Origin of the sequence: Pseudoramibacter alactolyticus ATCC 23263 (genome assembly GCF_000185505.1) — a bacterium.
Lineage (GTDB): Bacteria > Bacillota > Clostridia > Eubacteriales > Eubacteriaceae > Pseudoramibacter > Pseudoramibacter alactolyticus.
In genome coordinates this window covers 903412-927301 of record NZ_GL622359.1, presented here as the reverse complement: position 1 = coordinate 927301, position 23890 = coordinate 903412, and the positions used below count along the sequence as shown (strand labels likewise).

Sequence of the window (23890 nt, the reverse complement as noted above, 5' to 3'; positions counted from 1 at the left end):
TAGCAGCCGAAGATGTGCTTATTGTGGGAGATTTTCCCGATAAGCACATAGTAGTGACAAAAGATGGGATGACCGGTAATTTTGACACCATTAATACCTGTATTGCAAAACATATGACAGAATTAAATATATAACAGGCCAAGAAAAATAGCGATGAAATTAAAATTATAGTGCCGATTGGCATCTATACAGTAGCGGGAATTTGTAGAGAAGGTGTTTCAAGCTGGAATTGTATTTTGACTAAAAATCGGTATTGATATTTTAGAAATTGGACACAGCGAACGCCGACAGTATTTCAATGAAACAGATTATACGGTCAACCAAAAGGTACTGGCGGGACTGCGCCATGAGTTTACGACGTTAATTTGTATTGGCGATAGCATGCAGGAAAAGACTTATGACGTCTCTGCGGAAGTGTTGGCAAGACAATTAAAAATTGCTTTGCACGGCGTGAAAACCGAGGATCTGGATCATATCTGGGTGGCCTATGAGCCTTACTGGGCCATTGGGGTCGAGGGGATTCCGGCCGAACCACCGGTGGTGGATCAACTCCACATTTATTTGCGATCTGTTTTAATAGATCTTTATGGAGAAAAAGGCCAGACGGTGCCCTTGCTCTTTGGCGGCAGTGTCAATATCAACAATGCAGTGCCATATGCAAAGTGCCAGGATGTCGATGGGCTATTTATCGGCCGCTCTGCCTGGCAGTCGGATACCTTTGAAGCTATTATGATTGCGTTGGAAGAGGCTGGAATTCCTCAAAGGTAAAGATAGGCGGGCACCATCATGTCCAGAGAAAAGTGTTTTTACTATTGTTGTCGACATTTTCCTGATTGCTATCACGCGGTGATGACCCGCGGGGTAGACGATTGGACAGAGAGAGCTAGAAGATATAATAACGGAAGGCAGCTGTACAGAAGCAAACGGATTTCCTTTATATGAAAAAAAGACCGGCCGTGTTCTGGCAAAAGGCAAAGAATGAAGGCAAAATAAAAGACCGCAGGCCTGTGAAATAGTTAAGAAAAAAGTAGACATGTTAAAAAAACATGTCTACTTTTTTCATGGTATGACTCCATTAGAGGTGATTATGAGTGGGTTGAAAAAAGGTGGCAAAAATAGAAAATGGATTAACGAAGAAAGATTACGCTATGTGCTGATGTGCGAAGAAGAAAGTTACCCAGTGAAAACATTGGCAAGAGAGCGAGGAATTCCATTCGGGACATTAAACGGTTGGGTTAGAAAGTATCGTAACGGCGGCGTAAATGCACTTAATCCTGAAAAGCTCCATCCAGGAAAAACAAATTTATAGCATTGCATACGAGCAGAAAACTGACCGAAGAAGAGAGACTACTGCTCATGGTTGAGAAGCTTCGGATTGAAAACGAATGGTTAAAAAAGTTACATCGCGAAAGGCGTCGGCGCTGATAGGGCGTTCGTTACTTTAAAAGACTTGAATTTCAAATAATAGACGCGCTTAAAGATAAATACCCGATAACAGAGTTGTGCAGAGGAATGGGCGTTAATTGATTTGGCTACGACAAGTGGGCGGCTCGTAAAGAGACTAAGAACAGATATTGTGCGTGGCCGTTGGAACACATTGGCGCCAATGAAACTAATTGCTTCAGACATGACGGTGATTAGGAATGGACCTATTTATTGGAGACATTTAACAACGAGATAATCTCCTGTCATTTCTCCCATATTTCTTGGGACCGCAGACCCTATTTCAATTGTCTGCAGGAGCTAACAGAGCTTACAAAGATTATCATAATAATTCGATCAATGTCATGAGCAGGGACGCAACAGACAACCCTGTCATAGAAGCCCTAAATGGATGAATAAAGTATGAAATTTATTCAGAAGGCTGGCACAAGAGATATGAGACGGCAGCTCAAATGGCTGCCTCATTCGTAGATTATTACAATAACGAGCGACTGCCTTGCGTTGCAATACAAAAGCCCAGTTCAATTCAGAACTGAACTGGGCTTTGGATAGTTTTTTATCCTCTTTGCTTTTGTTTTGCCGGTCAAGCTTCCGGGATATTGGTTTCTGTCGGGGCATCGCCGGACAAAAAGAAGTTGAGATTGCGGACGAACACATCCGGATCAATACCGTGGGCCAGACAGCCTTGTTCAATATCTTCAAAATGGGCGGCCATGCAGCCAAAGCAACTCATCCCCACCATGGAGAAATATTTTTCACATTCGGGATATTGTCGAATCGCATCCAGAATGCCCATATCTTTTGTGATTTTAATATCCATTTCGCGTTTCGTGCTCCTTTTGGCAATGATTTAAAGACATTATAGCAAAAACGGCAGGCATTGACAATTGTGATATAATGGCAGCATTTCAAACAGAAAGGTGCAAATGGATCAAAAAGGAGGCGGCTATGATTTTGAACACCGGCAGTCGGACCGACATTCCAGCTTTTTTCAGCGATTGGCTGATGAATCGTGTGCGGGCAGGCTTTGTCATGGCACGCAATCCTTTTAATGCCCGACAGGTGACGCGCTATCGCCTGGATCCCAGGATTGTGGATGTGATGACTTTCTGCACTAAAAATCCCCGGCCGATGCTTAAGCATTTGACAGCGTTGGCGGCATTTCGAACCTTCTGGTTTGTTACCATTACCCCTTACGGCCGGGAAATTGAGCCAGAGGTGCCGGATAAAATGCAGGTGATGGCTGATTTTGCCGCATTGTCGAAAATCGTGGGCCGAAAAGCCGTACATTGGCGTTACGATCCGATTTTTATCTCAGAAAAATACACGGTGGCGTACCATCTGAGAGCCTTTGCACAAATGGCGCATCTTCTGGCTCCTTATACCGACGTCGGCATAATCTCTTTTATCGATTTGTATCGGAAAACGCGCCGGCAATTCCTTGAGGTGCGTGAGGTAACGCCAGAAGAACGCATTATTCTCGTCAGGAAAATGGCTGCCATCACCCGGGAAAACGGCATGTTGCTGCGGACTTGCTCAGAGGGCACCCAGTTGATGAATGACGGTGTGGATACCGGCGGCTGTATGACGCGTCGTGTATTGGAGAAGGCCTGCGGCATCTATCTGCAGGTGCCCGGGGGAAAGGCGGCGACCCGCGCAGGTTGTGGTTGCTTACTTGGCGCAGACATTGGAGCCTACAATACCTGTGGGCATGGCTGTCGGTACTGCTATGCCAATAGCGATGCCAGAACAGTGGCCCGCAATCGGGCACGTCACGATCCGGGCTTACCGCTTTTGGTCGGCCGCCCGTATCCTGAAGATCAAATCCACGAGGCGGATCAGCGTTCTTGGACAGACGGACAGATTCGGATGGCCTTTTAAGAGAAAAGCGCGAGGAGAAACAATGCAGAAAAATCATGTGATCAAAAAGCCGCAAGGGGTTTTGTTCGATATGGACGGGGTGATTTTCGACTCGGAAAAGCTCATCTTGAAGGGGTGGCAGCAGGTGGCGGCCGACGCAGGTATCCCCGATTTTGAAGCGGTGCTTGTGCGATGCTTTGGCACCAATGAGGCGGCGACCAAGAAAAATCTTTGCCGAGCATTACGGAGACGATTTCCCCTACGATGTGCACAAAGCGAAGGTTCGGACGTATTTTTTCTCCGTATTATGAAGCGTTGGGGCATTTGCCGTTAAAACCCGGCGCGGCGGAGATCCTGTCATTTTTAAAGCAGCGAAATGTGAAGATCGCCTTGGCGACATCCACTCGGGCAGCGTTAGCACAAAGGGAACTGGCGGACGCGGGCATCGACGGTTATTTTGATATCGTTGTCGGCGGTGATATGATCGCGCGTTCCAAACCGGCGCCGGATATTTTTCTGAGTGCTGCCAAAGCCGTTCAGTTGCCGCCGAGCGGCTGTTATATCATTGAAGACTCGTATAATGGGATCCGAGCGGCGGCATCGGCAAACGCCCGGCCAATCATGGTGCCAGATCAGGTGGCGCCGGATGGAGAGATGGAGAATCTGGCAGAGCAAATTCTGCCGAATCTTTTTGAAACGAGGGCATATTTAGAAAAACAAATTTGAAAAAGGCTGTTTTATTAAAAAAATATGTGAAATAGATGACAAACAATCTTGAACAAACGAATGAAATCGTGTATAATGATTTGGGAATAAATTAGAGAGGTGTAATTGTGCTAACAGAAAATATTATCATCAAGAACACAGCCGGTTTACACGCCAAGCCAGCATCACTTTTTGTGCAAACGGCCAATGAGTTTACCAGCGAGATTTATGTGTGCAAGGGATCAACCCGGGTCAACGCCAAGAGTATCATGGGGGTGATGATCTTGTCAGTGTCCCAGGGAGATGAAGTGACCTTGGAATGTAATGGCGATGATGAACAAGCGGCTATGGACCGCCTGACAGCATTAATTAATAATAAATTTGGCCTGCCGGATGAGTAAATGACCGCCGGGAAATTCGCGCTGTGAATGATGAACAAATTTAAATAGAATTTGAATAAAAAAGGGGCTATGGTATAATGTTGCCGTAGTCCCTTTGTTTTAAATAGGGACGTACAAACGAAATTTTAAAGATGAGGAGTTTATGCGTCAATTTTTAAAAGAGTTGGCTGTCGGGATTTCTTTTTACACGCGCGTGCCCATTCAACTGAAGTCGGTATCAGAAGATGAGTTTTATCATTGCATGCTTTATATGCCAGTTATTGGCGTGTTCATCGGGGCACTGATGTTTGCTGCCGGATGGTTGTTGGGTCATTGGCAGCGGACGGCTTTATCAGCGGTGGCTTTGCTTATTTTTTATATCTGGATCACCGGAGGCCTGCACTATGACGGTGTGGCGGATACGGTGGATGCGTTGTTTTCCGCGAGGGACCGCGATCGGATGATGGCCATCATGAAGGACAGCCGCCTTGGGGCATTTGGTGCCATCGGCTTGGTCCTGCTGCTTTTCACGATGTGGGGCAGTTATCAAATTCTCATCAAAGCGTTGCCGATCTCGCTTTTGCTCATGCCGGTGATCGGTCGCTATTGTGCTGTTCAGACCTGTGCTTTTTCGACTTATGCCGAGGGCGGCGGCGGTTTGGGCAAGAGGATCACAGAGATTGCCAAGCCCTGTCATGTACTGGTTTATCTGATTCTCATCGGCGGTTTGACCTGGTGGCTGCGGCCGATTTTATCGCTTGCTTTCGGGATTACGGTGGTTTTAAACCTGTTGCTGATGGCGTACTGCAACCGAAAATTCGCGGGGATTACCGGCGATCAGATTGGCCTTACGATTGAAATGACTCAGGCGATTTTTATGGTTGCGACCATTGCGATGACGGATGCGGCACCTGTGCTGACACAAATAACAGGAGGCCTTTTGGCATGACGGTCGCAGCGGAAAAACCTTTCCCGATGACAACTGCCGATATGACCGTTTTCGGCTGGGAGCAGGTAGATTTTGTTTTTGTCAGCGGAGATACTTTTGTCAATCATTCGTCCTATGGTTCAGCGATTATTGCCGGCATTTTAAAAGACCGCAGCTATTGTGTGGGGATGCTGGCTCAGCCCGATTGGACAGATGCAGAAGCATTTAAAATTTTTGGACGGCCGCGGCTGGCTTTTCTGGTGAGTTCTGGCAATATGGATTCGATGGTCTGCCACTATACGGTTAACCGCAAACGTCGTCACGACGATGCCTACACGCCGGGAGGCAAGACGGGCAGGCGTCCGGACCGCACCGCCATTACCTATTGCGTTCGGATTCGGGAAGCCTTTGGCAAGGTGCCGATTATCCTCGGCGGGATTGAGGCCAGTCTCCGCCGATTTGCGCATTATGATTATTGGCAGGATCAAGTGCAGCGTCCGATTTTAGTCGACAGCAGCGCCGCTCTGTTGGTTTATGGCATGGGAGAAAAGGCCATTGTCGAGGTGACCGAGGCCTTGGATGCCGGGCTTGCCATCCGCGACATCACTTATATAAAAGGGACGGCGGTTTTGTTGGATCATGTGCCGGACGACGGCATTGAAATCCCATCTTTTGAAACGGTATCGGCGGATAAAAAAGCATTCGCGAAAGCGGCGGCCATCATTTATGCCTGCAACGATCCCTTTATGGAAATTCCCTACTATCAATGGTGTGACCATCGGGTTTTTGTGCAGAATGCATCGCAAATGCCATTGACCAAAATGGAAATGGATGACGTTTATGACCGCGGCTATACCGGTCGGCAATGGTCGCCCGGACCGACGGCCAATTTTTACGGCCCGGCCTGTGAAAAACAGCGACGGTTTGGCGCGTGCCGCCATCGCGAATGCCTGTATCCCGAGGTCTGCCCGAATATCAATGCTGACGAAAGGGAATATTGCCATCTTTTAAAGCAAATGCGTGAGATTCCCGGGGTAAAAAAGTGTTTGTGCGATCGGGCATTCGTTATGATTTTTTAATGGCTGATCACAAAATCGAGTAGTTTAAAAAGATCAATGCGCGTTCCGGAAAAAGGCAATACTTGGTGCCGTATTTCATTTCTTTCCATCCCGGGACAACATTGGCAGATGCCGTGGCGCTCAGCGAATAACTGCGGGATCATCATCTGGAACCGGAGCAGGTTCAGGATTTTTATCCGACGCCGGGGTCTTTATCGACGGCGATGTATTACACGGGATACGATCCGCTCACGATGGAGGAAATTCACGTACCCAGAGGGTGGGAGAAAAATTACAGCGCGCTTTGTTGCAGTTCCGGGATCCTCGAAATTATCAATGGGTTAAAGAAGTGCTGACAGCCTGCGGGCGAACCGCCTTGATCGGCTGCGGATGACACGCATTGATCGCGCCGGTACCGCCGGGACGCATTCAGACGAATCAGCCAAAACATAAAAAGTACGATAAACGAAAAACGGACAGCTAAGATCAGAACCAAATATGGAAGCAATGCATCAGAAGAAAGGAAACAAAAGGTAAGCGATATGGTTTACAAACCAGAAACAAGCGGAAGAAGTAGCAGCAGCTATACAGAGTCGGTCGAGGATTATATCGAAGAAATTTATGTGAATTACCGAAAAGGAAATGAAGGCGTGCGCATCACGGATTTGGCAGAAGCCATGAGCGTGACCAAGGCCAGCGCGACGGACGCGGTTAAAAAGATGAAGGAACGCGGCCTTGTGAAACACGAGCGCTACGGACGGATTTACATCACAGAAGAAGGGCTTGAAACGGCAAAGCGTGTGTATGACCGCCATGTGACCATCACGAAATTTTTTGAAGAAGCGCTGAACGTTTCTCCGGTTGTGGCCGAAAACGATGCCTGCGGCATCGAACATATCATTTCCGAAGAAACCTTTGGTCAGATGAAAAAATTCATGAAAGATCATCCAAAGAAAAGTGAAGCATAAAACGAAAAAAAACGCATATCGCATCGGCGATCGTCTGGTCGTCGATGTGACAGATTTAACAGCCCGCGGTGAAGGGGTCGCCCATCACAACGGGCTGACTGTTTTTGTGGGTGGCGCCTTGCCGGGAGAACGGGTTCAGCTCCGGGTTGCCGTGGTTAAGCAGCAATATTTGGTGGGAACGTTAGAAGCGATTCAAGTGAGGACGACGGTCAGGCAAACGCCGCCTTGTGATTATTTCCCCGAATGCGGCGGTTGTCAGTGGCTGCATCTGAATGCCGCGGCTCAGGCCGAACAAAAACGGCGGCGGGTGATGGGCGATCTCGTGCACATTGGCGGTTTTACGGATATTGCAGATAAAGTGTGCGCCACGGTGAGCGCTGATTCGGCTGTGCATTATCGCAACAAGGCACAATTTAAAATCAGCGAAGAGGGGATCGGCTTCTATGCGAAGGGCAGCCATCAAGTGATTCCGATTGCGCACTGTCTGAATCAGATGACGCCGAATGATGATTTGATTTTGATCTTAAATCAATGGGTAAAGGATTCGCAAATCCCGATTTATCGGGAAGATAGCGGTACAGGCAATTTGCGGGGAATCCTGGTGCGCGCCAATCGCCGCGGTGATATCATGGTGACATTAATCGCGAAAACCCTTTCCGGCGTGAATACGGAAAGACTGGCCCGCCGGCTGCAGGAAAGTCTTTCGGAATTGGTCAGTTTTTCAATCAACATCAACCCTAATCGGGGCAATCGCGTTTTGGGGGAAGAGACCCGGGTGATTTTTGGTGCGCCGACCATTTCAGAAACGTTATGCGGCCGGGAATTTCAGATATCGCCGGCTTCCTTCTTCCAAGTAAACACCGAGCAGGCTGAAAAATTGTATCGGCAGGTGATTCGTTATGCCAATTTGACCGGGCAGGAGTCGGTATTTGACTTGTATTGCGGCACGGGAACCATCGGCATCTGCATGGCTGATCGCGCCCGAAAAGTCACGGGGATTGAAGCGGTGCCGGAAGCGATTGCCGATGCGAAAGAAAATGCCCGTCGAAACAATATTGATAACATTCAGTTTTTTTGCGGTCGTTCAGAGAAAATCATGTCGGAACGCCTGGCCGCCGGTGATGCGGCCGATGTGGTGGTTGTGGATCCGCCGCGCAAAGGCTGTGCCAGGTTACTTCTTGAAACCATTGTCGCCAGCGGTGTGCCGAAAATCGTTTATGTTTCCTGCAATCCGTCGACTTTAGCGCGGGACTGCCGCTGTCTTGCCGACGCTGGCTACCGTTTGGAAGAAGTGACGCCTTTTGATTTATTTCCTGGAACCGGACATGTTGAGACGGTCGTATTGATGTTAAAGGTGAATAACTAAGATGTGCAAAAGCCCTTTATCTCAGGCACTTTCTGGGTTTCGATCGCTTTTAAATGGTCAATGTGCTGATCGCTCTGGGGCAACTTATCAAAGCTGGTTTTCGGTCAAAATATGACAGGGTTGGGTTACCGGATTAGATGTCAGGGGTTGAGTTAGCGGATTAGATGTCATAGGGTTGTGAGTTCAAGATATTCGAGATAGATGCCAGATCGACTATGGAGAAAATTGTTATGGATTATGTTGTTCTATACATTCATGGGCAAGGCGGAAAATCAGAAAAAGCAAGGCATTACACATTGTTTTTTAAAAACTGGGAAGTCATTGGTCTGAACTATCAGTCAATAACTCTGTGGGAAGCAAAGGTGGAGTTCCCCATGCTCTTTGATGCTGTTTGCGGATAGTATAAATCAGTAAAGCTCATCGCAAGCAGTCTTGGATTTATTTTGCTATAAGTGCCCTGGCGGAGAAGAATATTGATGAAGCCTTTTTTATCTTCCCTGTCGTAAACATGCAAAATCTCATTGAGAATATGATGCGGCTTGCAAATGTGAGTGAGGATGAACTGCGTGAAGCGGGTACGATCGACATATCCTGAGAGTATCTTTCTTATGCCAGGAATCAGCGAATAAACTGGAAGACGCCTACCCATATTCTATACGGCGAGAAAGATAGTTTCATATCTTCAAGAAGAAATTTCTGAGTTTGCCGAGAAAATCGGCGCGACACTTACGGTGATGGAAAATGGGGAGCATTGGTTTCATCCAGAAGAGCAGATGGCTTTTCTTGACAAATGGATTATAGGATTAAATTAGCAACTTGAATTTGTAGAGGGAAAAATGATTTTAGAAACAGAAAGGCTGATTCTCCGCCCGTGGGAAGAAAGTGATGCGGACGATTTGTTTCAATATGCCGGTAATCCGGAGGTGGGCCCGATTGCAGGCTGGGCTATACATACCAGCGTTGAAAACAGCAGGGAGATTATAAAAAGTGTTCTTTCCGCACCTGAGACCTACGCTGTGGTTTTGAAGGAGACAATGCAGCCAGTAGGCAGCATAGGATTGATGATAGGCTCTGCAAGTAATATCGGTCTTCCAGATACTGAGGGGGAGATTGGTTACTGGATAGGAGTTCCGTATTGGGGTCAGGGTCTTATACCAGAAGCAGTTCGTGAGATAATGCGTCATGGATTTGATGACCTGAATCTGGAAAAAATATGGTGCGGTTATTTTGACGGCAATACAAAGTCAAAGAGGGTTCAGGAAAAATGCGGTTTTCTTTATCATCATACAAAAGAGAACGTTCCATGCGCATTGGAAGGAGTTCTTCGCACAGAACACATAACCTGCCTACCAAAAACAGAGTGGATTTTATTTAAGTAAATTTGAATTTAGTGGGGACGGGAAATGAACTTATGTGTTAATGGTATAACTCTTCATTACGAGATATTTGGCGAAGGACGACCAATATTGTTACTTGGTGGCAACATGCGAAATACCTCTTATATGAATTTCATGCGAAAAGAACTTGCGAGCGAATATAAAGTATATGTGATAGACCGACGTGGAAGCGGAAAGAGCACAAAAAATTGTGAATTAAGCTACTCTGAAACGGTAAAAGATATTTCAGCATTTATTAAAACTTTAAAAATCGATAAGCCATTTATTTTAGGTCACAGTGGAGGTGGAAGAGTTGCCCTACTACTTGCAATGAGGCTTTCTTCAAATCTATCAGGGTTGGTCATTTGCAGTGGTTTAGCTAGAACCAGCATTATTAGAAAACCAGGATATGCTTCATTTCTTGAGAAAATACCCTGGTATCCGGGAAAAGCTTCTAACGAAAAGTTCGAGAAGATGATGACAGAAAGTTCAGATTTAACAAATAAGGTACTTGCCAATATCAAATGTCCAGTACTGGTTGTAAGTGGAGATAAAGACCCAATCGTGCCTGTGGACGAGGCAAAATTTATAGCAGGTTCAATAGCTGATAGTAAAATGCTCATATTACCTGGAGAGAACCATGCCAGCTATATGATTAAGATAAGATGGGTGAAACATTTAAAAAGATTTTTAGAATTACACTGACATATTAGAATTTGAGAGGTTAATAAATCATGAAATCATATCAGGATATAAACAAAGAAACGATTGATAAGTGGGTGGAACAAGGATGGGAATGGGCAAAATCCATTTCTCATGAGGAGTATGTCAATGCCAAAAATGGCATCTGGGATGTTTTGCTTACTCCAACGATACCTGTTCCCCATGATTGGATTGGGGACTTAAAAGGCAAGAAGGTTTTAGGACTGGCATCAGGTGGAGGACAGCAAATACCTATATTCGCTGCACTGGGTGCAGAGTTCAGTGTGATAGACTATTCTTCAAAACAAATCGAGTCAGAATTAAGAATTGCAAAAAGTGAAGGATACAAAGTAGATGCCATAGAGGGGGATATGACAAAGGTTCTTCCTTATGACGATGAGACATTTGATATTGTGTTTCATCCAGTCTCCAATTGTTATGTTGAAGATGTGCAGCATGTATTTAATGAGGCATACAGAATATTGAAAAAAGGCGGATTGTTTTTGGCAGGATTAAATAATGAAATCAATTATATGGTAGACGATGACGAAAAGGAAATCGTTTGGAAAATGCCATTTAATCCGTTAAATGACGAAAAAGCCAGACAACATTTGATAGAAGAAGACTGCGGAATGCAGTTTTCACATAATATGACGGAGCAGATAGGCGGACAGCTGAAAGCAGGCTTTATGTTGCTTGATCTATATGAGGATACGAATGGTTATGGAAGACTTCATGAAATGAATATAAAAACATATATAGCTACAAAATCAGTCAAATTATAGCAGCTAATAAAATTCCAGTTTGTCGGCCTGTAGAACGCTCGTGGACAACTTCCCTAAAAGCATTTTTTCGTGGACGGTTTCTAAACTCAAAAAATCGAACCCCTTTGTCATCAAAGGCATTGTCTCACGGCAGTATGTAAATCGGCTTATCAAGAAGGAGGATTCCATTGTGAATAAGACCTTTGTGCAGATGCTCGAAGCTCTCGGCTATGATATCCAACTAACCTATGTAAAGCGCGAGGAGAATTGATAAAAAAGAGAATGAGGATTCACGATGAAACAAATAACAAACAAGGAATATGACGAGTTCAGAAAATATAAGCGCGACAGACTGAATGGCCGTATTCTGACTCCTGACGGTCTGCGCTTTCTCATCGAAGCCTATGGGTACGATGCAGAGAAGATTGGCAGGCATTTTTTGGAGATGCTGCCGAAAATTCGTGAATGGACGAAGAATGATTATGAACCACCATCAGAAAACTGTTATCAAAGGGAGCCGGTGGCAGACGTAACGCTTGTTCCTCTGAAAGCCGAAGACAGAGAACAGTTTATTTTGGATAATCAGGAAGCATTTAACTACGGTGCATTAGAAGAATTCGGACGCAGAGATGATCACTTTGAAGAGGACGGTAATATCATTTCACGCGAGACCATTGAGGAGTCTATTGACGGCGGCGAAACTTATCGGATCATACAGGACGGTCATGCGGTCGGCGGAATAGTTATCAAGGTTACAGGAGAGCGAGGAGATCTTGATCTGCTGTTCGTTTCTCCGAAAGCGCACAGCAAGGGCATTGGCTATGCTGCGTGGTGCGCCGTTGAGAAGCTGCATCCGGAAGTCTCTGTATGGGAAACGGTAACGCCGTATTTCGAGAGGCGGAACATCCACTTTTATGTGAACCGCTGCGGATTCCATATCGTGGAGTTCTATAACAGCCATTATCCGGATCCCAATGATCCCGACATGGCAGAGGAATTGGACGAGCAGTTTCCTGACGGAATGTTTCGTTTCGAGAAGAGAAAGCGATAAATTATTAAGATAGGAGCGTGTAAATGTTACTGACAATCTTCCTGACACTTATGTTTTGCATTCTGGCCACGGCGGCCATGGCAGTATTTCTCGTAATGATTCCAAAGTTCGGGGCGACTCATTTTGGAGCGCCTTCTGATATCCAGGAAATGGTAAAAGAAATGCCGGATCAGCCCAGATGGAAGAACATCTTGGGGACTGTTCTGTTTATACTCATTGCGTTTTGTATTATCGGTCTCTTTATCTGGGGCGGATGGGATGCGGTGCGCACGGATATGAATTTTTGGCAGACCTTCCTGCGCTTTGTGATTATGCTGGAGGTCTATAAGCTTTACGATATCGTGTTCTTTGACTACTTTATGCTGACAAAGATGCATTTTATTGAGAAGCTGTATCCTTCCTTGAAAGGGGCAAAAGGTCTTGATTCCTTCGGCTTTAATGCAAAAAGCCAGATATCGAAAATTATAATAGTCCCTCTTATTAGTGCAGCATTCGCTGCAATCTGTGTTTATGTTTTTTGATTCGGAGGTGTAGGAGAAAACAAAATGAAACATAATATTTGCCTCGAGCATAGTGAAGGCTTCTACGGTTGTTACCTTCCTGCATTGAAAACGAATGCCGCAATTATCCTGACAGTTGATGATAGTGCAGATGATTTTTTGGCAAAGGCAGGAATTAAATGGATACAGAGCATGGGTATATCAGCGCTTTCTGTGTCGCCTAATAAACAAACAAAAGGTCTTCACAGCTGGCCTTTGGAGCATGTTGAAAAAGCGGTCGGATATCTGAAAAAGAAGGGTTATGGTAAGCTTGGGATTGCAGGTATTTCAGCCGGAAGTAATATTGCCCTCAATGCAGCATCCCGTATTCCTGATATCACTCTCACGATTGCATTGACTCCTGTGGATTATGTGCTTTGGGGTTATCTGCAGGATGGCCTTGACGGAAGCAGAGAACGCCCGGCTGAGGGAGAATCTGCTTTTACCTGGAGAGGCGAACCGGTTCCTTGTATGCCTGCTCCATATCGACATCCGGAATATTGGGAAGCAGCTGTTAAAGAGAAAAAACGCAGAGGAGATCTGACAGCAGCCAGAAATCTGTTTGATGAAGCTGAGAATCGTCATCCTGTGACAGAACTTGAGGTTATTCCTGTTGAGAATATTAAGGGATACTTGTTTCTTGCCGGAAGTGAAGATGATGTACTTTGGGACACATGCAGAAGTATCCGAAGAATGCAGAGCCGAATCGAAAAGGCAAACTCCGAATGCCGGGTCGAGGCTCATACTTATGAACACTGCACACACTTTATTTTCCCGGAGACCATGCTTGCTAAGATGATTCCTGGATTCCTTGGCAGGTTGGTTCTTCCTGTTGTTTTCAAAGAAGCAAAGGGTTATGCAAGGGAATGCAAACACACCCGTATGGATGTTGACCAACGAATCAAAGTACTTATTGAGCGGTGGGATTCAGAAAGTTGATGAATGCAATTCAAATTCTGATTTGAGTAAGGGGGTGAAGATTACATGCAATTTGAAGAAATGGGACTTGATAACGGAAAAACACTCATGCTCCTTCCGGGAACGTGCTGTGATTATCAAACGAATTTTGGCGCGGTTATAGACGAACTCTCGAAGAAATATCATCTGAATTTGTGTCAACTATGATGGATTTGACGGGAGCGATAAGATTTTCCCCGACATGATTACTGTCACGGAGAAGATAGAGAAGTATATTAAAGAAGCCCATGGCGGAAGAATCGACGGTGCCATCGGCTCCTCTTTAGGTTCGAGCTTCGTAGGACAACTCATACAGAGAAGAAATGTCCATCTTGATCACGGAATCTTTGGAAGCCCGGATCTGGATCAGAGCGGAAAGTTTTCCGCGTGGCTCCAGTCAAAGCTCGTTGTGCCGATTCTTACAAGTTTTACGGGTAGTGAGAAGAAACAACAGAAATTAAAAGACAAACTTAAGAAGGTTTTCGAGATGGACGATGAACACGCCAGTCTGTTTATAGCGTGCTTTGCAAAGTTCAGTCCGGAATCCATACGCAATGAATATTACACAGATCTTCTTACACATCTTGAAAATGATATCAACGTAGAGAATACGAAAGTCCATTTTATTTATGCGAACAGGATGGGAGAGAAATATCTCAAGCGTTACAGGAAGTATTTCTATGATCCGGAAATCAGGGAGTTCAATATGCAACATGAGCAGTGGCTTTTCGGTGGCAGGGAGTATGCGACTCCGGTGTTGAAGGCAATCGATGAATTTATGGAGATAGCGTCTTTCGGATCATCTGTTTTGCCTGCACAATGACATCCCGAAAATTTTTAAATTGGACGAGGTGCGTACACTCGGCAATATAGTTTGTTTTTAGTCCGTAACGGTGCATACGGCACATTTGCAGGGATGTCTTTCAAAGGCAGAGATGCAAGAAAGCACATCAGAATTTGTGGAGGGTAATATGAAACACAAGGTTAGATTAACAGTTATTGACAAAAAGCTTTATACAGAACTTCAGCAGGAGTATTGTTCTTATCCTAATTCTGGTGCCTGCCCCTGCTACAATGTAGGTGACGTGTTTGAGTTCTATCGTGATGAGAAACGGGATGACTTCTGGCATTGCGGACTGAATACGTTGATTCATACGGATGGCGATCCAGATACTGCTGCTGGTGGTCCAAAGATGCCGTTCTGTTCGGAACTTTGGGATGCTATCAGCAGGTATATCTATACCGGGCTGCAGGGAGGCTCTATTATGCAGGACTGGATGGACAAAGAAAATGAGATGATAGCCTGCTGTTCAGACGGCACAAGACCTGTCATTTTTAAGATAGAGCGCATAGATTACGATTGAACTATACAGATTTGAATTTGTAGAGGAGTGTATATTTGAGAGTTCTTGATAAATATAGATTCGGATTTGATGTCTGGGGCCTTGTGCTGTTCTTCATCATAATGATTCCAAACTTTATATGGTTTGCGGTTCCGGCTGAGAATGACGTGCTGCGAACGGAATCTATAACTCCGGTTATTGATATGATTGCCTCCATTGCTCAAGTGACCATGATAATTACTCTGTGTATTATTAAGCGATCCGATAATGACAAGCCCGGCAAGAGAAGTCTTCTGTTAATAATTGTTTTGCTGGTGGTTTTGTATGGTTTAGGATGGATCGCATATTATATGGGAAATATCGGATTGCTGACCATACTTGATTTGTGCATTGCTCCAAGCCTGGCATTCATAGTTTTCGCGATATACCGTAGAAATTATCCCACACTGATCCTTGCTATGATATTTACTGTATGCCATGTTATTTTTGGCGTGGTAAACTTTATCATTTGAATTGTAAATCCCAGTTTTTTCTATGAGCAAATTGTACGCACAGACATCATTAAAACCGAATCCCTTACCCCGTAACGGTGCATCATGTGCGTGTGCATCGTTACGGGATAGAAATTGCAATTCATTACATTGTATCAAATTAGACACGGCAACCGAAATTAAGACGCAAAATTTGATGCAAAATAAGGTTGCCTGACCGCAGGGGTTTCGTTTTTGAGTGTCACTGTGCTGGTCGGAAATGCGATCGGCTTTTTTATTTTGATTCTGTAAATATTTACAATACAGTATTGACAAATAAAATTCATATACGATATAATCATATATTTAAATATCGGAGGTGAACTATGAAGAGCGAGACAGGAATACTGATGTCACAAATCAATCAAATGACGATACGCACTATTGACAAGCTGATTGCCGAGAGCGGAACTGACTCGTTCAGTGCCGCACAGGGACGAGTGCTTGCGATCCTTTGGAATGAGGACGGCATCAGCATGCAGGAACTGGCGAACCGCAGCGGCCTTGCTCAGAATACTCTGACAGGCATGATCGATCGAATTGGGAAAAACGGGCTATGCGAACGCCAACCCGATCAGAATGACAGACGGAAGTACAGGATCTGCCTGAGCGAAAAAGGAAGGCGTCTAAAGCCGATATATGAAATGGTCTCCAGGAAAATGTACAACGTATATTTTGAAGGATTTGATGAAACTGAGATTCAGCAGCTGGATGCTGTACTGCGTCGGATTATCGGTAATCTGCGGAAAGAATTGGAAAACGTATGAAGAAAAAAATTGATTTCAGCGTTGCCGGGAAAATGGCGACACTATATCTCGCGAATGAGGAAGTCTCTCCGCTGATCGTTCTGAATAATTATTCGGGTGATGGCAGCAGCGTGGTAAAAGCAATGAAAGACATCGGATGCGTGGATTGCAGCATCCTGTCTGTCGGAAATCTGAAATGGGACCATGATATGACGCCCTGGTACTGTCCACCACTCAGCAAGAACGATACGCCATGCACCGGCGGAGCGGATGACTACCTAAAAGTTCTGCTGGATGACATTTTGCCGAAAACGCTTGCGCACCTGCCCGGAACACCTTCATTTACCGGAATTGCCGGTTACTCCCTTGCAGGATTGTTTGCTTTGTACGCGATGTACCATACGAACAGATTCTCTCGCGTTGCCAGCATGTCAGGGTCGCTTTGGTACCCTGACTTCAGGGAATATGCAGTGTCTCATAAGATTGGAAGAATGCCGGACAGACTTTACATGTCTCTCGGAGACAGGGAAGCGAGAGTCGGTAATCCGGTGATCAGGACAGTGCAGGATAATACCGAGTACCTTGCCGGATATTACCGGGAAAAAGGAATTGAAACAGTCTTTGAACTAAATGAAGGAAATCATTTCAAGGACGCGGCGCTTCGCAGCGCAAAAGGCATTGCGGCGATTCTCAGATAAAGGAGCAAATAAAAATGGAAAATATTATCTACGAAAAATTCGTGCAGGTGGTAAATACATACCCGGATCAGCCGGCTGTGATAGAAAATAACAGAACGATGTCCTTCGCTGACTTGTCCGGGATGGTGGATATGATTGCCAAGACCTTCCCCGATGATCTGAAGGCAGCAGGCATGGTCATGACGCACCGCGCCGAAATGATTGCCGCCATGCTGGCGGTACTCAAGTGCGGAGCCATGTACGTCCCTGCGGAGCCATCCTTCCCGGTGGGCAGGATTCACTATATGATGGAGGAAGCAAAGGTGGACTTTGTTTTGACGGACATGCAGTTTGCGGACAAGCTGGACGGCCTTAAGACCCAGTTTACCGACTGCAAGATCTGTGAAGCGGCCAAGTGCAGACCCAGACGAACCTACACTCGGAATGCACAGGATCTTGCCTATGTTCTCTATACTTCCGGTACGACAGGCAGGCCGAAAGGCGTTTCGGTGACGAACGCTAACGTTTGCCACTACGCACGGGCATTCCATCATGAATTTGACAACAAGCAGGGCGATATCATGCTGCAGTATTCTGTGTGTTCTTTCGATATTTTTGTGGAGGAAGTGTTCGCAAGCCTCCTAAACGGAGCGGCCATCGCCATTCCCTCGGATGACGACAAAGCGGATATCGGCCGTCTGATGGCCTTTGTCGAAGAGCATAATGTTACGATGCTTTCCGGATTTCCATACTTGCTTGCGGAAATGAACCACCTTGATAAAATTCCTTCCTCGCTCCGCCTGCTGATCAGCGGAGGCGATGTGCTGCGCGGCCATCATGTGGACCGTCTGTTGGGTCAGGCACTCGTATACAATACCTACGGACCTTCCGAAATTACGGTCTGCGCGTCTTATTACCGCTGCAACGGCGGGAACGTATTGGAAGATGGCACTTATCCCATCGGTAAGGCTGTGAAAGACGCTGTGATAAAGATCCTGGATCCCGACGGACGCGAGCTTCCGAACGGAGAAAGCGGAGAGGTCTGTATTTTCGGAAACGGTGTATCAAAGGGCTATATCGGTGATCACGCAGAGGAAAATAAAGCTTTTGTAAAACTTCCTGACGGAGAAACGATGTACCGGAGCGGAGATCTCGGTTATATTCTTCCGGACGGAAACATCGCTTTCCTGCATCGGAAAGATACCCAGGTTATGATTTACGGCAAGCGGGTGGAGGTGATGGAGGTCGAGTCCAAAATGTACCAGTGTCATGGTGTTGAGCAGGCGATTGTGCGCGCGTTCACGGATGAAGAAGGGCTTTCTTATATGACAGCGTATATCGTATCGGCGAAAGCGGATCTGAAGGTTTCCGATGTGAGAAAAGAACTTTCACAGAACCTTGTGGATTTCATGATCCCAGAGTTTATCGTAAAGATGCCTCAGATCCCGCTCAATTCAAATGGCAAGCCGGATATGGGCAGGATGCCGGTGGTGATGAAAGCGTGACGGGAATGAGTGTGAAAATCAGAAATGCCGGAATATTCGATCTTCCGCTTTTGATGGAATGGCGGATGAGGGTTCTTGAAGAAGTATTTTCCGACTATGAGAATGTAGACTGGGATGTCATCAGATCCCAGAATATTGAATATTACAAGAAACATTTGAAGAGTGAAACACACACGCCATGCTTTGCGTACGATGAGAATGGCAGTGTCATCGGCTGTGGTGGTATTTGCTATCAGACGGAGATGCCGTCACCGGACAACCTGACGGGCACCTGCGGTTATCTGATGAATATCTATACTGTTCCGGAAGTAAGGGGCAGCGGAGTCGGCAAAAAGATCATAGAATACCTGATCGCGGACGCAAAAATAAGAAAGACGGGAAAGATATATCTTGAAAGTTCCGATGTGGCAAAAGCTCTTTATGAAAGTATCGGGTTTCAGTCGATGCGGGATTATTACAAGCTATAGCGGGAGGAACATCTGCGATACCTATTAAAGAAATTGAAGTCAAAAGTGTCATGACGAAATTCAATCTGCCGGCGGCGGATTTCTCGGTCAATCCGTATATTGGCTGCGCTCACGGCTGCAAGTATTGCTATGTTAGTTTTATGAAGCGCTTTACCAATCATCCGGAGCCGTGGGTCAGTTTTGTGGACGTAGTAAAATACTGGCCGGAGATCGAGAATCCGCAGAAGTACGCAGGCAAGGAAGCCTTCATCGGTTCTGTGACCGGTCCTTATTAACCGTATGAAAAAAAATACGGAAGAACACGGGCGCTGCTGGAACAACTGCAGGGCAGCGGCATCAGCGTCAGCATCGCGATACGGTCTGATCTCGTGTTGCGCGATATCGACCTGATCAAAACATTTCCGAATGCCCGCGTGAGCTGGTCAATCAACACGCTGGATGGGGACTTTTGTAAGGCGATGGATCATGGAGTCAGTATTGAGAGACGTCTTGCCGCATGAAAATATTTTATGATGCTGGGGTGCAGACGACATGTTTTATCTCTCCGATAATTTCCCGGAATTACTGACCCGGCAGAGATCATAGATGTCGCAAAAAACCGCTGCAATATGGATATCATATCAGCCGCAGCTCGATCCTGCTTGATGATACGGTGCCATTGGAAGAAATCTGCCGACGGATCGATGAAAGCCATGCTGTAACGGCATCTAAAAAAATAAAGCAGGTCATTCCGGCCTGTAAAAGAGTGAATCGTTCCGGCAAATCCAAAATACTATGATATTGAGCATGCCTTTGATAAAACAAACGTGATTGACTGTAAACAGGGACGGGGAATAAAAGCCGGAGACGTGGTGTTCCTGTATGCGGCAGCACCGGTTTCGGCAATTCTCTATAAGTGCAAGGTCACAGAGACGGATATTCCGTATGACTATCGTGATGGCAGTCTGACGATCACCGCGTTAATGCGGATAGCACTTCAGAAAACGTATCAGCCTGCAGCTTTCTCGTTTGAGAGACTTAAGGATGAATACGGCATTTTTGCAATCAGAAGGCCGAGAGAGATACCGCGCTCTTTAAGTGAGGCATTGAAAAAATGAGGAGGTTCGGCAATGACACGATTTGTTGTGTTTGACGTTGAAACGCCGAACCGGGAAAACCGCAGGATGAGCGCCATCGGGATCACCGTTATTGAAGATGGAAAGATCACAGACGAGTTCTATTCCCTGGTTAATCCCGAAACCTATTTTGATTATTTCAACACACGACTTACCGGAATCTGTGAAGATGCGGTATGGAATGCGCCGACCTTTCCGGAACTATGGAAAACGATCGCCCCCATGCTGTCAAGCGGACTGCTTGTGGCGCACAATGCGGTATTCGACATGGGCGTTTTGAAAAGATGCCTGAGAGATTATCGGATAGAGTGGAAACCGCACGTACGTTATCTATGTACCGTGCAAATGGGAAGGCGCATCATTCCCGGAATGAGTCATAAGCTGAATGTGCTCTGCGATTATTACGGTATAAACCTTGCCCACCATCAGGCGGCAAGTGACAGCCGGGCATGCGCTCAAATTTTGCTTCGATATCTTGAAGTCGGAGCCGATGTGAGGCAGTACATGCGGATGTACTCTCTGAACAATTAGAAATTCAATCATAAAGCGAAGTGATCCTTATTGCATAATATAATGGAGAGAATTATGATGGAGCCTGCCCTTGTCATTATGAGTGGGTAAAATCACTTAAGGATGAATATGTGGCTTACAACGTGAGTTTTGTATTTCGCGGTGCGGGCAGACGATTCGTAAAAGATGGAAAACTCTATCAATTGGAAGGTGGTATTCAAAATTAGCAGGCATATATAAATCCGGGCTGAGTTCTCAGGGAAAACCAATTGATTTCAGGCTCATGGCTGACTGGGGTTATCCAATGTCGGGAGAAAGATGATATCAACCCTATTTTGGGGAACATTGTCAGCAATGGGGTATGGAGGAGTGCCTGCAACGGCTGTTCGGGATGCGGAAAATGTTCGTCGTTGATTGGATAAGATCGGTAGTGGACGTGTGTATATAAATTTGAATTTTTGGAGATTGGAATGGAAGAGATAAAGAAGTCTGTAAGTTTAAATTCAAATCAAATAAAGTTTATTGCCATTATGGCAATGACAATAGATCATTTGACGTGGGCATTTTTTCCCGGACTCAATACCGCTTGGTATGTATATTGCCTACACATTATCGGCAGACTGACTGCACCGATCATGTGGTTCTTTATCGCTGAGGGATATCACTATACGCATAACATAAAAAAGTACATTTCAAGGCTCTTTGTTTTTGCGGTGATATCTCACTTTGCTTATGATTTTGCATTCGGCATTCCTATGATTCCTTTTTCGACTGGTGTTTTTAATCAAACGAGCGTTATGTGGTCATTGGCATGGGCCGTTGTGCTCATGGTGATATGTAGTAATGAGAAGATAAATAACGGAGTGAAATGGATGTCGATAATCGGAATATGTCTTGTGTCTTTTCCTTCGGACTGGTCAAGCATAGCTGTAATGGCTTCGTTTTTTATTTATTTACACCGTGATAACTTTAAAAAGCAGGCATTGGATATCGTAATTTGGTCTGCCATATATGCTGCTGTTTATTTTATATTTCTCAATAAGCCATATGGATTGCTGCAGATATTCACTTTCCTCTCCATTCCAATCTTGTCGATGTACAGCGGACAGCGCGGAAATTGGAAGGGTATGAAGTGGTTCTTCTATATATATTATCCGGCACATCTTATCATTATTGGAATTATCAGGATTTCGCTGCACGGTGATATATCCTTGATTTTTTAGAATGCTAACTTCCGGTTTGCATCAGAGACAGTACTCAGAAGTTCATGGAAACAAGTCGACGCGTAAGCAATTTTTGGTTCAAAAATATCTCTGAACAAGTTCTCATGATCTGATTTTTGAAACTTATCAATGCCGTACTCCCAGCCATGTGGAGACGATAGCATTATTGTCCAAATTTGATGTCGATAAGCATATAGATGTTGAAATTAAGCTGGATGAGCTTGATTTGACAAGGGGTGAAAGCAAAGCGACTTATGCACAAATCAAGGAATATAAGAAAAATTTGGTTTAAAGGTTTCGACATTGGACTATAGTTAAGTAAATAGACACGAATTTGACGAATTTGAATAAAATTGACTGAGAGTTTTAGCATAAATTTTCCCAGTAAGTTCTTTCTTTTTCATTTGGTGTTAATAATCCCATTTCAGGTATTTAAAGAAAGATTCACGGCAGGCATTATCAAAAGGATAGCCTCTTGTCAGAATATATTTTCAGAATCTTTTTGCAATCTCTTGATTTTCTTTGATACGAGGAGCAGAGATATCTGAAAAGTACTCGTAATATGTGCTGCGGTTAATATTTAAGACTCTGCAAAGGGTTTTGATAGAATACCTAAAGCAGAGCTTATGTGCAGCCTCTAATCGTTGTCTGCGTGTGGCGTGAATAGGACAATCGCTTTTTTAAGATAAGATTTTCCTCTTCAAGCTGTGCATTTCGCTTCTGCAAATTTTTGATTTGCTTGGCTAACATGGTATCGCCATTTTTTGTTTTGATTAATGTGGCAAGTTTTATTTTTGGCCCACTTTTTTAGTGTAGATCCACATTAGCTAAGGATGACGAATAGAAAGGATTCGTGAGAAAATTTGTTTGGCCGCAATCACTCCATATGAACCTCAACGTATTTCCGGCGATTCAACTTTTGCGAATGCTATTGTGCTCTGTCTATTGTGGTGCTATTTGCAAAAACCGGATACGCGATTAGTAGCATATTGAGATTCAGAATGTAGAATTTGAATATTTAACGATTCTCATGAACTGAGAAATCAAAACCAGCATTTGACAAGGAACTTTACAACGAGGATATATTCTGTCTTTGTTTGACCAATACGAAAGGTAAAATTATGCGGATTTTGATATTTGTTAAGATGGCATTTTTCGGGCGAAAATCTACACAATAACTGAGTTAAAATGAAAGAAGGTGATTTTGTGCGCAAAAAAGATAAAAGTGCAATCGATAAAGCCTATGAAAATTATCATTTTTCGGAAGTGAAAATTGATGAGAACTGCAAGATATATAGACTGAAAAATAAAACGGGTGCTGGTGAAATGCGATGTTATGATTTATCGCAGGGGATTCAGCTGAGTTTCAACGATCTTAATATGAATTCATCTTATCAAGAAATCCCCGCGCGGAATGGGATTTTGCAGATCGATTATTGTATAGATGGCTGTTATGAAATCATGTTAAAAAAAGGGGACAGTTATTTCATTGGTAAGGGAGATGTAAGTGTTACGGATCTGGGGAAAGAAGTAATTGCCTATTCACGCATCCCGTTAAAAAGATATGTTGGTATCACAATTTTTATTGACATGTTGCCGGCCCAGACTTTTTTTGACGCTGTTTTTCATCACAATGAGATTAAACTGGGCCGGATTGCAAATACATTGTGTATGGTG

The 23890-nt window shown here is 44.9% G+C and carries 31 protein-coding genes and 1 pseudogene; 31 read left to right on the top strand and 1 reads right to left on the bottom strand.

Translation table 11 applies throughout. From position 1 onward, the window contains the following. Positions 1 to 246: 246 nt before the first annotated feature. Both HMPREF0721_RS04380 and HMPREF0721_RS04375 read left to right on the top strand, forming a co-directional pair. Positions 247 to 768, top strand: a complete 522-nt coding sequence (locus HMPREF0721_RS04380) for a triose-phosphate isomerase (RefSeq protein ID WP_083798139.1) — start codon at positions 247 to 249, stop codon at positions 766 to 768. A gap of 265 nt (positions 769 to 1033) precedes the next feature. Continuing rightward, a complete protein-coding gene (locus tag HMPREF0721_RS04375; RefSeq protein WP_050786962.1) occupies positions 1034 to 1309 on the top strand; it encodes a transposase in 276 nt (91 codons plus the stop codon). A 717-nt stretch (positions 1310 to 2026) separates the two neighbouring features. On the opposite strand, the gene HMPREF0721_RS04370 is transcribed toward HMPREF0721_RS04375, so the two are convergent. Then, entirely contained in the window at positions 2027 to 2263 is a 237-nt protein-coding gene (locus HMPREF0721_RS04370) for a DUF1858 domain-containing protein (protein WP_006598370.1), read from the bottom strand. Positions 2264 to 2391: 128 nt separating this feature from the next. Between HMPREF0721_RS04370 and HMPREF0721_RS04365 the strand changes: the two genes are divergently transcribed. The 29 genes and pseudogenes from HMPREF0721_RS04365 to HMPREF0721_RS12070 all read left to right on the top strand — a co-directional run. Then, positions 2392 to 3324, top strand: a complete 933-nt coding sequence (locus HMPREF0721_RS04365; protein ID WP_040639902.1) for a DUF1848 domain-containing protein — start codon at positions 2392 to 2394, stop codon at positions 3322 to 3324. Between the two features lie 22 nt (positions 3325 to 3346). Further along, positions 3347 to 3637: an HAD family hydrolase gene (locus HMPREF0721_RS12080; RefSeq protein WP_006598368.1), complete on the top strand. Its 291-nt coding sequence runs from the start codon at positions 3347 to 3349 to the stop codon at positions 3635 to 3637. Beyond that, a complete protein-coding gene (locus HMPREF0721_RS04355; protein ID WP_006598367.1) occupies positions 3568 to 4029 on the top strand; it encodes an HAD family hydrolase in 462 nt (153 codons plus the stop codon). Before HMPREF0721_RS12080 ends, HMPREF0721_RS04355 begins: the two co-directional genes overlap by 70 nt. Before the next feature lie 107 nt (positions 4030 to 4136). Further along, the gene (locus tag HMPREF0721_RS04350; protein WP_006598366.1) at positions 4137 to 4409 is read left to right on the top strand and encodes an HPr family phosphocarrier protein; all 273 of its coding nucleotides are present in this window, start codon (positions 4137 to 4139) and stop codon (positions 4407 to 4409) included. A 142-nt stretch (positions 4410 to 4551) separates the two neighbouring features. Further along, entirely contained in the window at positions 4552 to 5337 is a 786-nt protein-coding gene (cobS, locus tag HMPREF0721_RS04345) for an adenosylcobinamide-GDP ribazoletransferase (protein WP_006598365.1), read from the top strand. Continuing rightward, positions 5334 to 6395 carry a radical SAM protein gene (locus HMPREF0721_RS04340; protein WP_006598364.1) on the top strand — a complete coding sequence of 354 codons (1062 nt, stop codon included), beginning with the start codon at positions 5334 to 5336 and terminating at the stop codon, positions 6393 to 6395. The genes cobS and HMPREF0721_RS04340 overlap by 4 nt, the downstream gene beginning before the upstream one ends. A 259-nt stretch (positions 6396 to 6654) precedes the next feature. Next, on the top strand, positions 6655 to 6768 hold the full coding sequence (locus tag HMPREF0721_RS12780; protein WP_423219049.1) for a DUF3362 domain-containing protein: 114 nt from the start codon (positions 6655 to 6657) through the stop codon (positions 6766 to 6768). A 148-nt stretch (positions 6769 to 6916) separates the two neighbouring features. Beyond that, entirely contained in the window at positions 6917 to 7342 is a 426-nt protein-coding gene (locus HMPREF0721_RS04335; RefSeq protein ID WP_006598363.1) for a metal-dependent transcriptional regulator, read from the top strand. Further along, on the top strand, positions 7332 to 8708 hold the full coding sequence (gene rlmD / locus HMPREF0721_RS04330; protein WP_006598362.1) for a 23S rRNA (uracil(1939)-C(5))-methyltransferase RlmD: 1377 nt from the start codon (positions 7332 to 7334) through the stop codon (positions 8706 to 8708). The genes HMPREF0721_RS04335 and rlmD overlap by 11 nt, the downstream gene beginning before the upstream one ends. Positions 8709 to 8938: 230 nt before the next feature. Next, complete coding sequence (locus HMPREF0721_RS12710; protein ID WP_314605305.1) at positions 8939 to 9109, top strand: hypothetical protein; 171 nt, start codon at positions 8939 to 8941, stop codon at positions 9107 to 9109. Between the two features lie 435 nt (positions 9110 to 9544). Next, the gene (locus HMPREF0721_RS04320; RefSeq protein WP_006598360.1) at positions 9545 to 10087 is read left to right on the top strand and encodes a GNAT family N-acetyltransferase; all 543 of its coding nucleotides are present in this window, start codon (positions 9545 to 9547) and stop codon (positions 10085 to 10087) included. Positions 10088 to 10111: 24 nt separating this feature from the next. After that, positions 10112 to 10789 (top strand): alpha/beta fold hydrolase, encoded by a 678-nt coding sequence (locus tag HMPREF0721_RS04315; protein WP_040639901.1) that lies wholly within the window; start codon positions 10112 to 10114, stop codon positions 10787 to 10789. A gap of 29 nt (positions 10790 to 10818) precedes the next feature. Next, positions 10819 to 11571 (top strand): class I SAM-dependent methyltransferase, encoded by a 753-nt coding sequence (locus HMPREF0721_RS04310; RefSeq protein ID WP_006598358.1) that lies wholly within the window; start codon positions 10819 to 10821, stop codon positions 11569 to 11571. 274 nt (positions 11572 to 11845) lie between these two features. Beyond that, on the top strand, positions 11846 to 12601 hold the full coding sequence (locus HMPREF0721_RS04300) for a GNAT family N-acetyltransferase (protein WP_006598356.1): 756 nt from the start codon (positions 11846 to 11848) through the stop codon (positions 12599 to 12601). A 23-nt stretch (positions 12602 to 12624) separates the two neighbouring features. After that, positions 12625 to 13122 carry a hypothetical protein gene (locus HMPREF0721_RS04295; RefSeq protein ID WP_006598355.1) on the top strand — a complete coding sequence of 166 codons (498 nt, stop codon included), beginning with the start codon at positions 12625 to 12627 and terminating at the stop codon, positions 13120 to 13122. Positions 13123 to 13146: 24 nt separating this feature from the next. After that, the gene (locus tag HMPREF0721_RS04290; protein ID WP_006598354.1) at positions 13147 to 14079 is read left to right on the top strand and encodes an acyl-CoA thioester hydrolase/BAAT C-terminal domain-containing protein; all 933 of its coding nucleotides are present in this window, start codon (positions 13147 to 13149) and stop codon (positions 14077 to 14079) included. A 220-nt stretch (positions 14080 to 14299) separates the two neighbouring features. Further along, positions 14300 to 14920: a hypothetical protein gene (locus tag HMPREF0721_RS04285; RefSeq protein ID WP_006598352.1), complete on the top strand. Its 621-nt coding sequence runs from the start codon at positions 14300 to 14302 to the stop codon at positions 14918 to 14920. A 148-nt stretch (positions 14921 to 15068) separates the two neighbouring features. Next, the gene (locus HMPREF0721_RS04280) at positions 15069 to 15461 is read left to right on the top strand and encodes a TIGR04076 family protein (protein ID WP_040639900.1); all 393 of its coding nucleotides are present in this window, start codon (positions 15069 to 15071) and stop codon (positions 15459 to 15461) included. 35 nt (positions 15462 to 15496) lie between these two features. Continuing rightward, complete coding sequence (locus tag HMPREF0721_RS04275) at positions 15497 to 15952, top strand: hypothetical protein (RefSeq protein ID WP_006598350.1); 456 nt, start codon at positions 15497 to 15499, stop codon at positions 15950 to 15952. Positions 15953 to 16296: 344 nt separating this feature from the next. Then, the gene (locus tag HMPREF0721_RS04270) at positions 16297 to 16737 is read left to right on the top strand and encodes a MarR family winged helix-turn-helix transcriptional regulator (RefSeq protein ID WP_006598349.1); all 441 of its coding nucleotides are present in this window, start codon (positions 16297 to 16299) and stop codon (positions 16735 to 16737) included. Then, on the top strand, positions 16734 to 17414 hold the full coding sequence (locus tag HMPREF0721_RS04265; RefSeq protein ID WP_006598348.1) for an alpha/beta hydrolase: 681 nt from the start codon (positions 16734 to 16736) through the stop codon (positions 17412 to 17414). Before HMPREF0721_RS04270 ends, HMPREF0721_RS04265 begins: the two co-directional genes overlap by 4 nt. Positions 17415 to 17428: 14 nt before the next feature. Then, positions 17429 to 18898: an amino acid adenylation domain-containing protein gene (locus HMPREF0721_RS04260; protein WP_006598347.1), complete on the top strand. Its 1470-nt coding sequence runs from the start codon at positions 17429 to 17431 to the stop codon at positions 18896 to 18898. A gap of 5 nt (positions 18899 to 18903) precedes the next feature. Further along, a complete protein-coding gene (locus HMPREF0721_RS04255; protein ID WP_006598346.1) occupies positions 18904 to 19365 on the top strand; it encodes a GNAT family N-acetyltransferase in 462 nt (153 codons plus the stop codon). A 50-nt stretch (positions 19366 to 19415) separates the two neighbouring features. After that, on the top strand, positions 19416 to 19640 hold the full coding sequence (locus HMPREF0721_RS12235) for a radical SAM family protein (RefSeq protein ID WP_006598345.1): 225 nt from the start codon (positions 19416 to 19418) through the stop codon (positions 19638 to 19640). 576 nt (positions 19641 to 20216) lie between these two features. Then, the gene (locus HMPREF0721_RS04245) at positions 20217 to 20462 is read left to right on the top strand and encodes a hypothetical protein (protein ID WP_083798136.1); all 246 of its coding nucleotides are present in this window, start codon (positions 20217 to 20219) and stop codon (positions 20460 to 20462) included. Positions 20463 to 20474: 12 nt separating this feature from the next. Continuing rightward, the gene (locus HMPREF0721_RS04240) at positions 20475 to 21011 is read left to right on the top strand and encodes a 3'-5' exonuclease (RefSeq protein WP_006598342.1); all 537 of its coding nucleotides are present in this window, start codon (positions 20475 to 20477) and stop codon (positions 21009 to 21011) included. A gap of 449 nt (positions 21012 to 21460) precedes the next feature. After that, positions 21461 to 22213, top strand: a complete 753-nt coding sequence (locus HMPREF0721_RS04235) for a TraX family protein (protein ID WP_006598341.1) — start codon at positions 21461 to 21463, stop codon at positions 22211 to 22213. Between the two features lie 166 nt (positions 22214 to 22379). Beyond that, complete coding sequence (locus HMPREF0721_RS04230) at positions 22380 to 22505, top strand: hypothetical protein (protein ID WP_006598340.1); 126 nt, start codon at positions 22380 to 22382, stop codon at positions 22503 to 22505. Positions 22506 to 23401: 896 nt separating this feature from the next. Continuing rightward, a pseudogene (locus HMPREF0721_RS12070) lies at positions 23402 to 23890 on the top strand (AraC family transcriptional regulator); the annotation flags it as partial.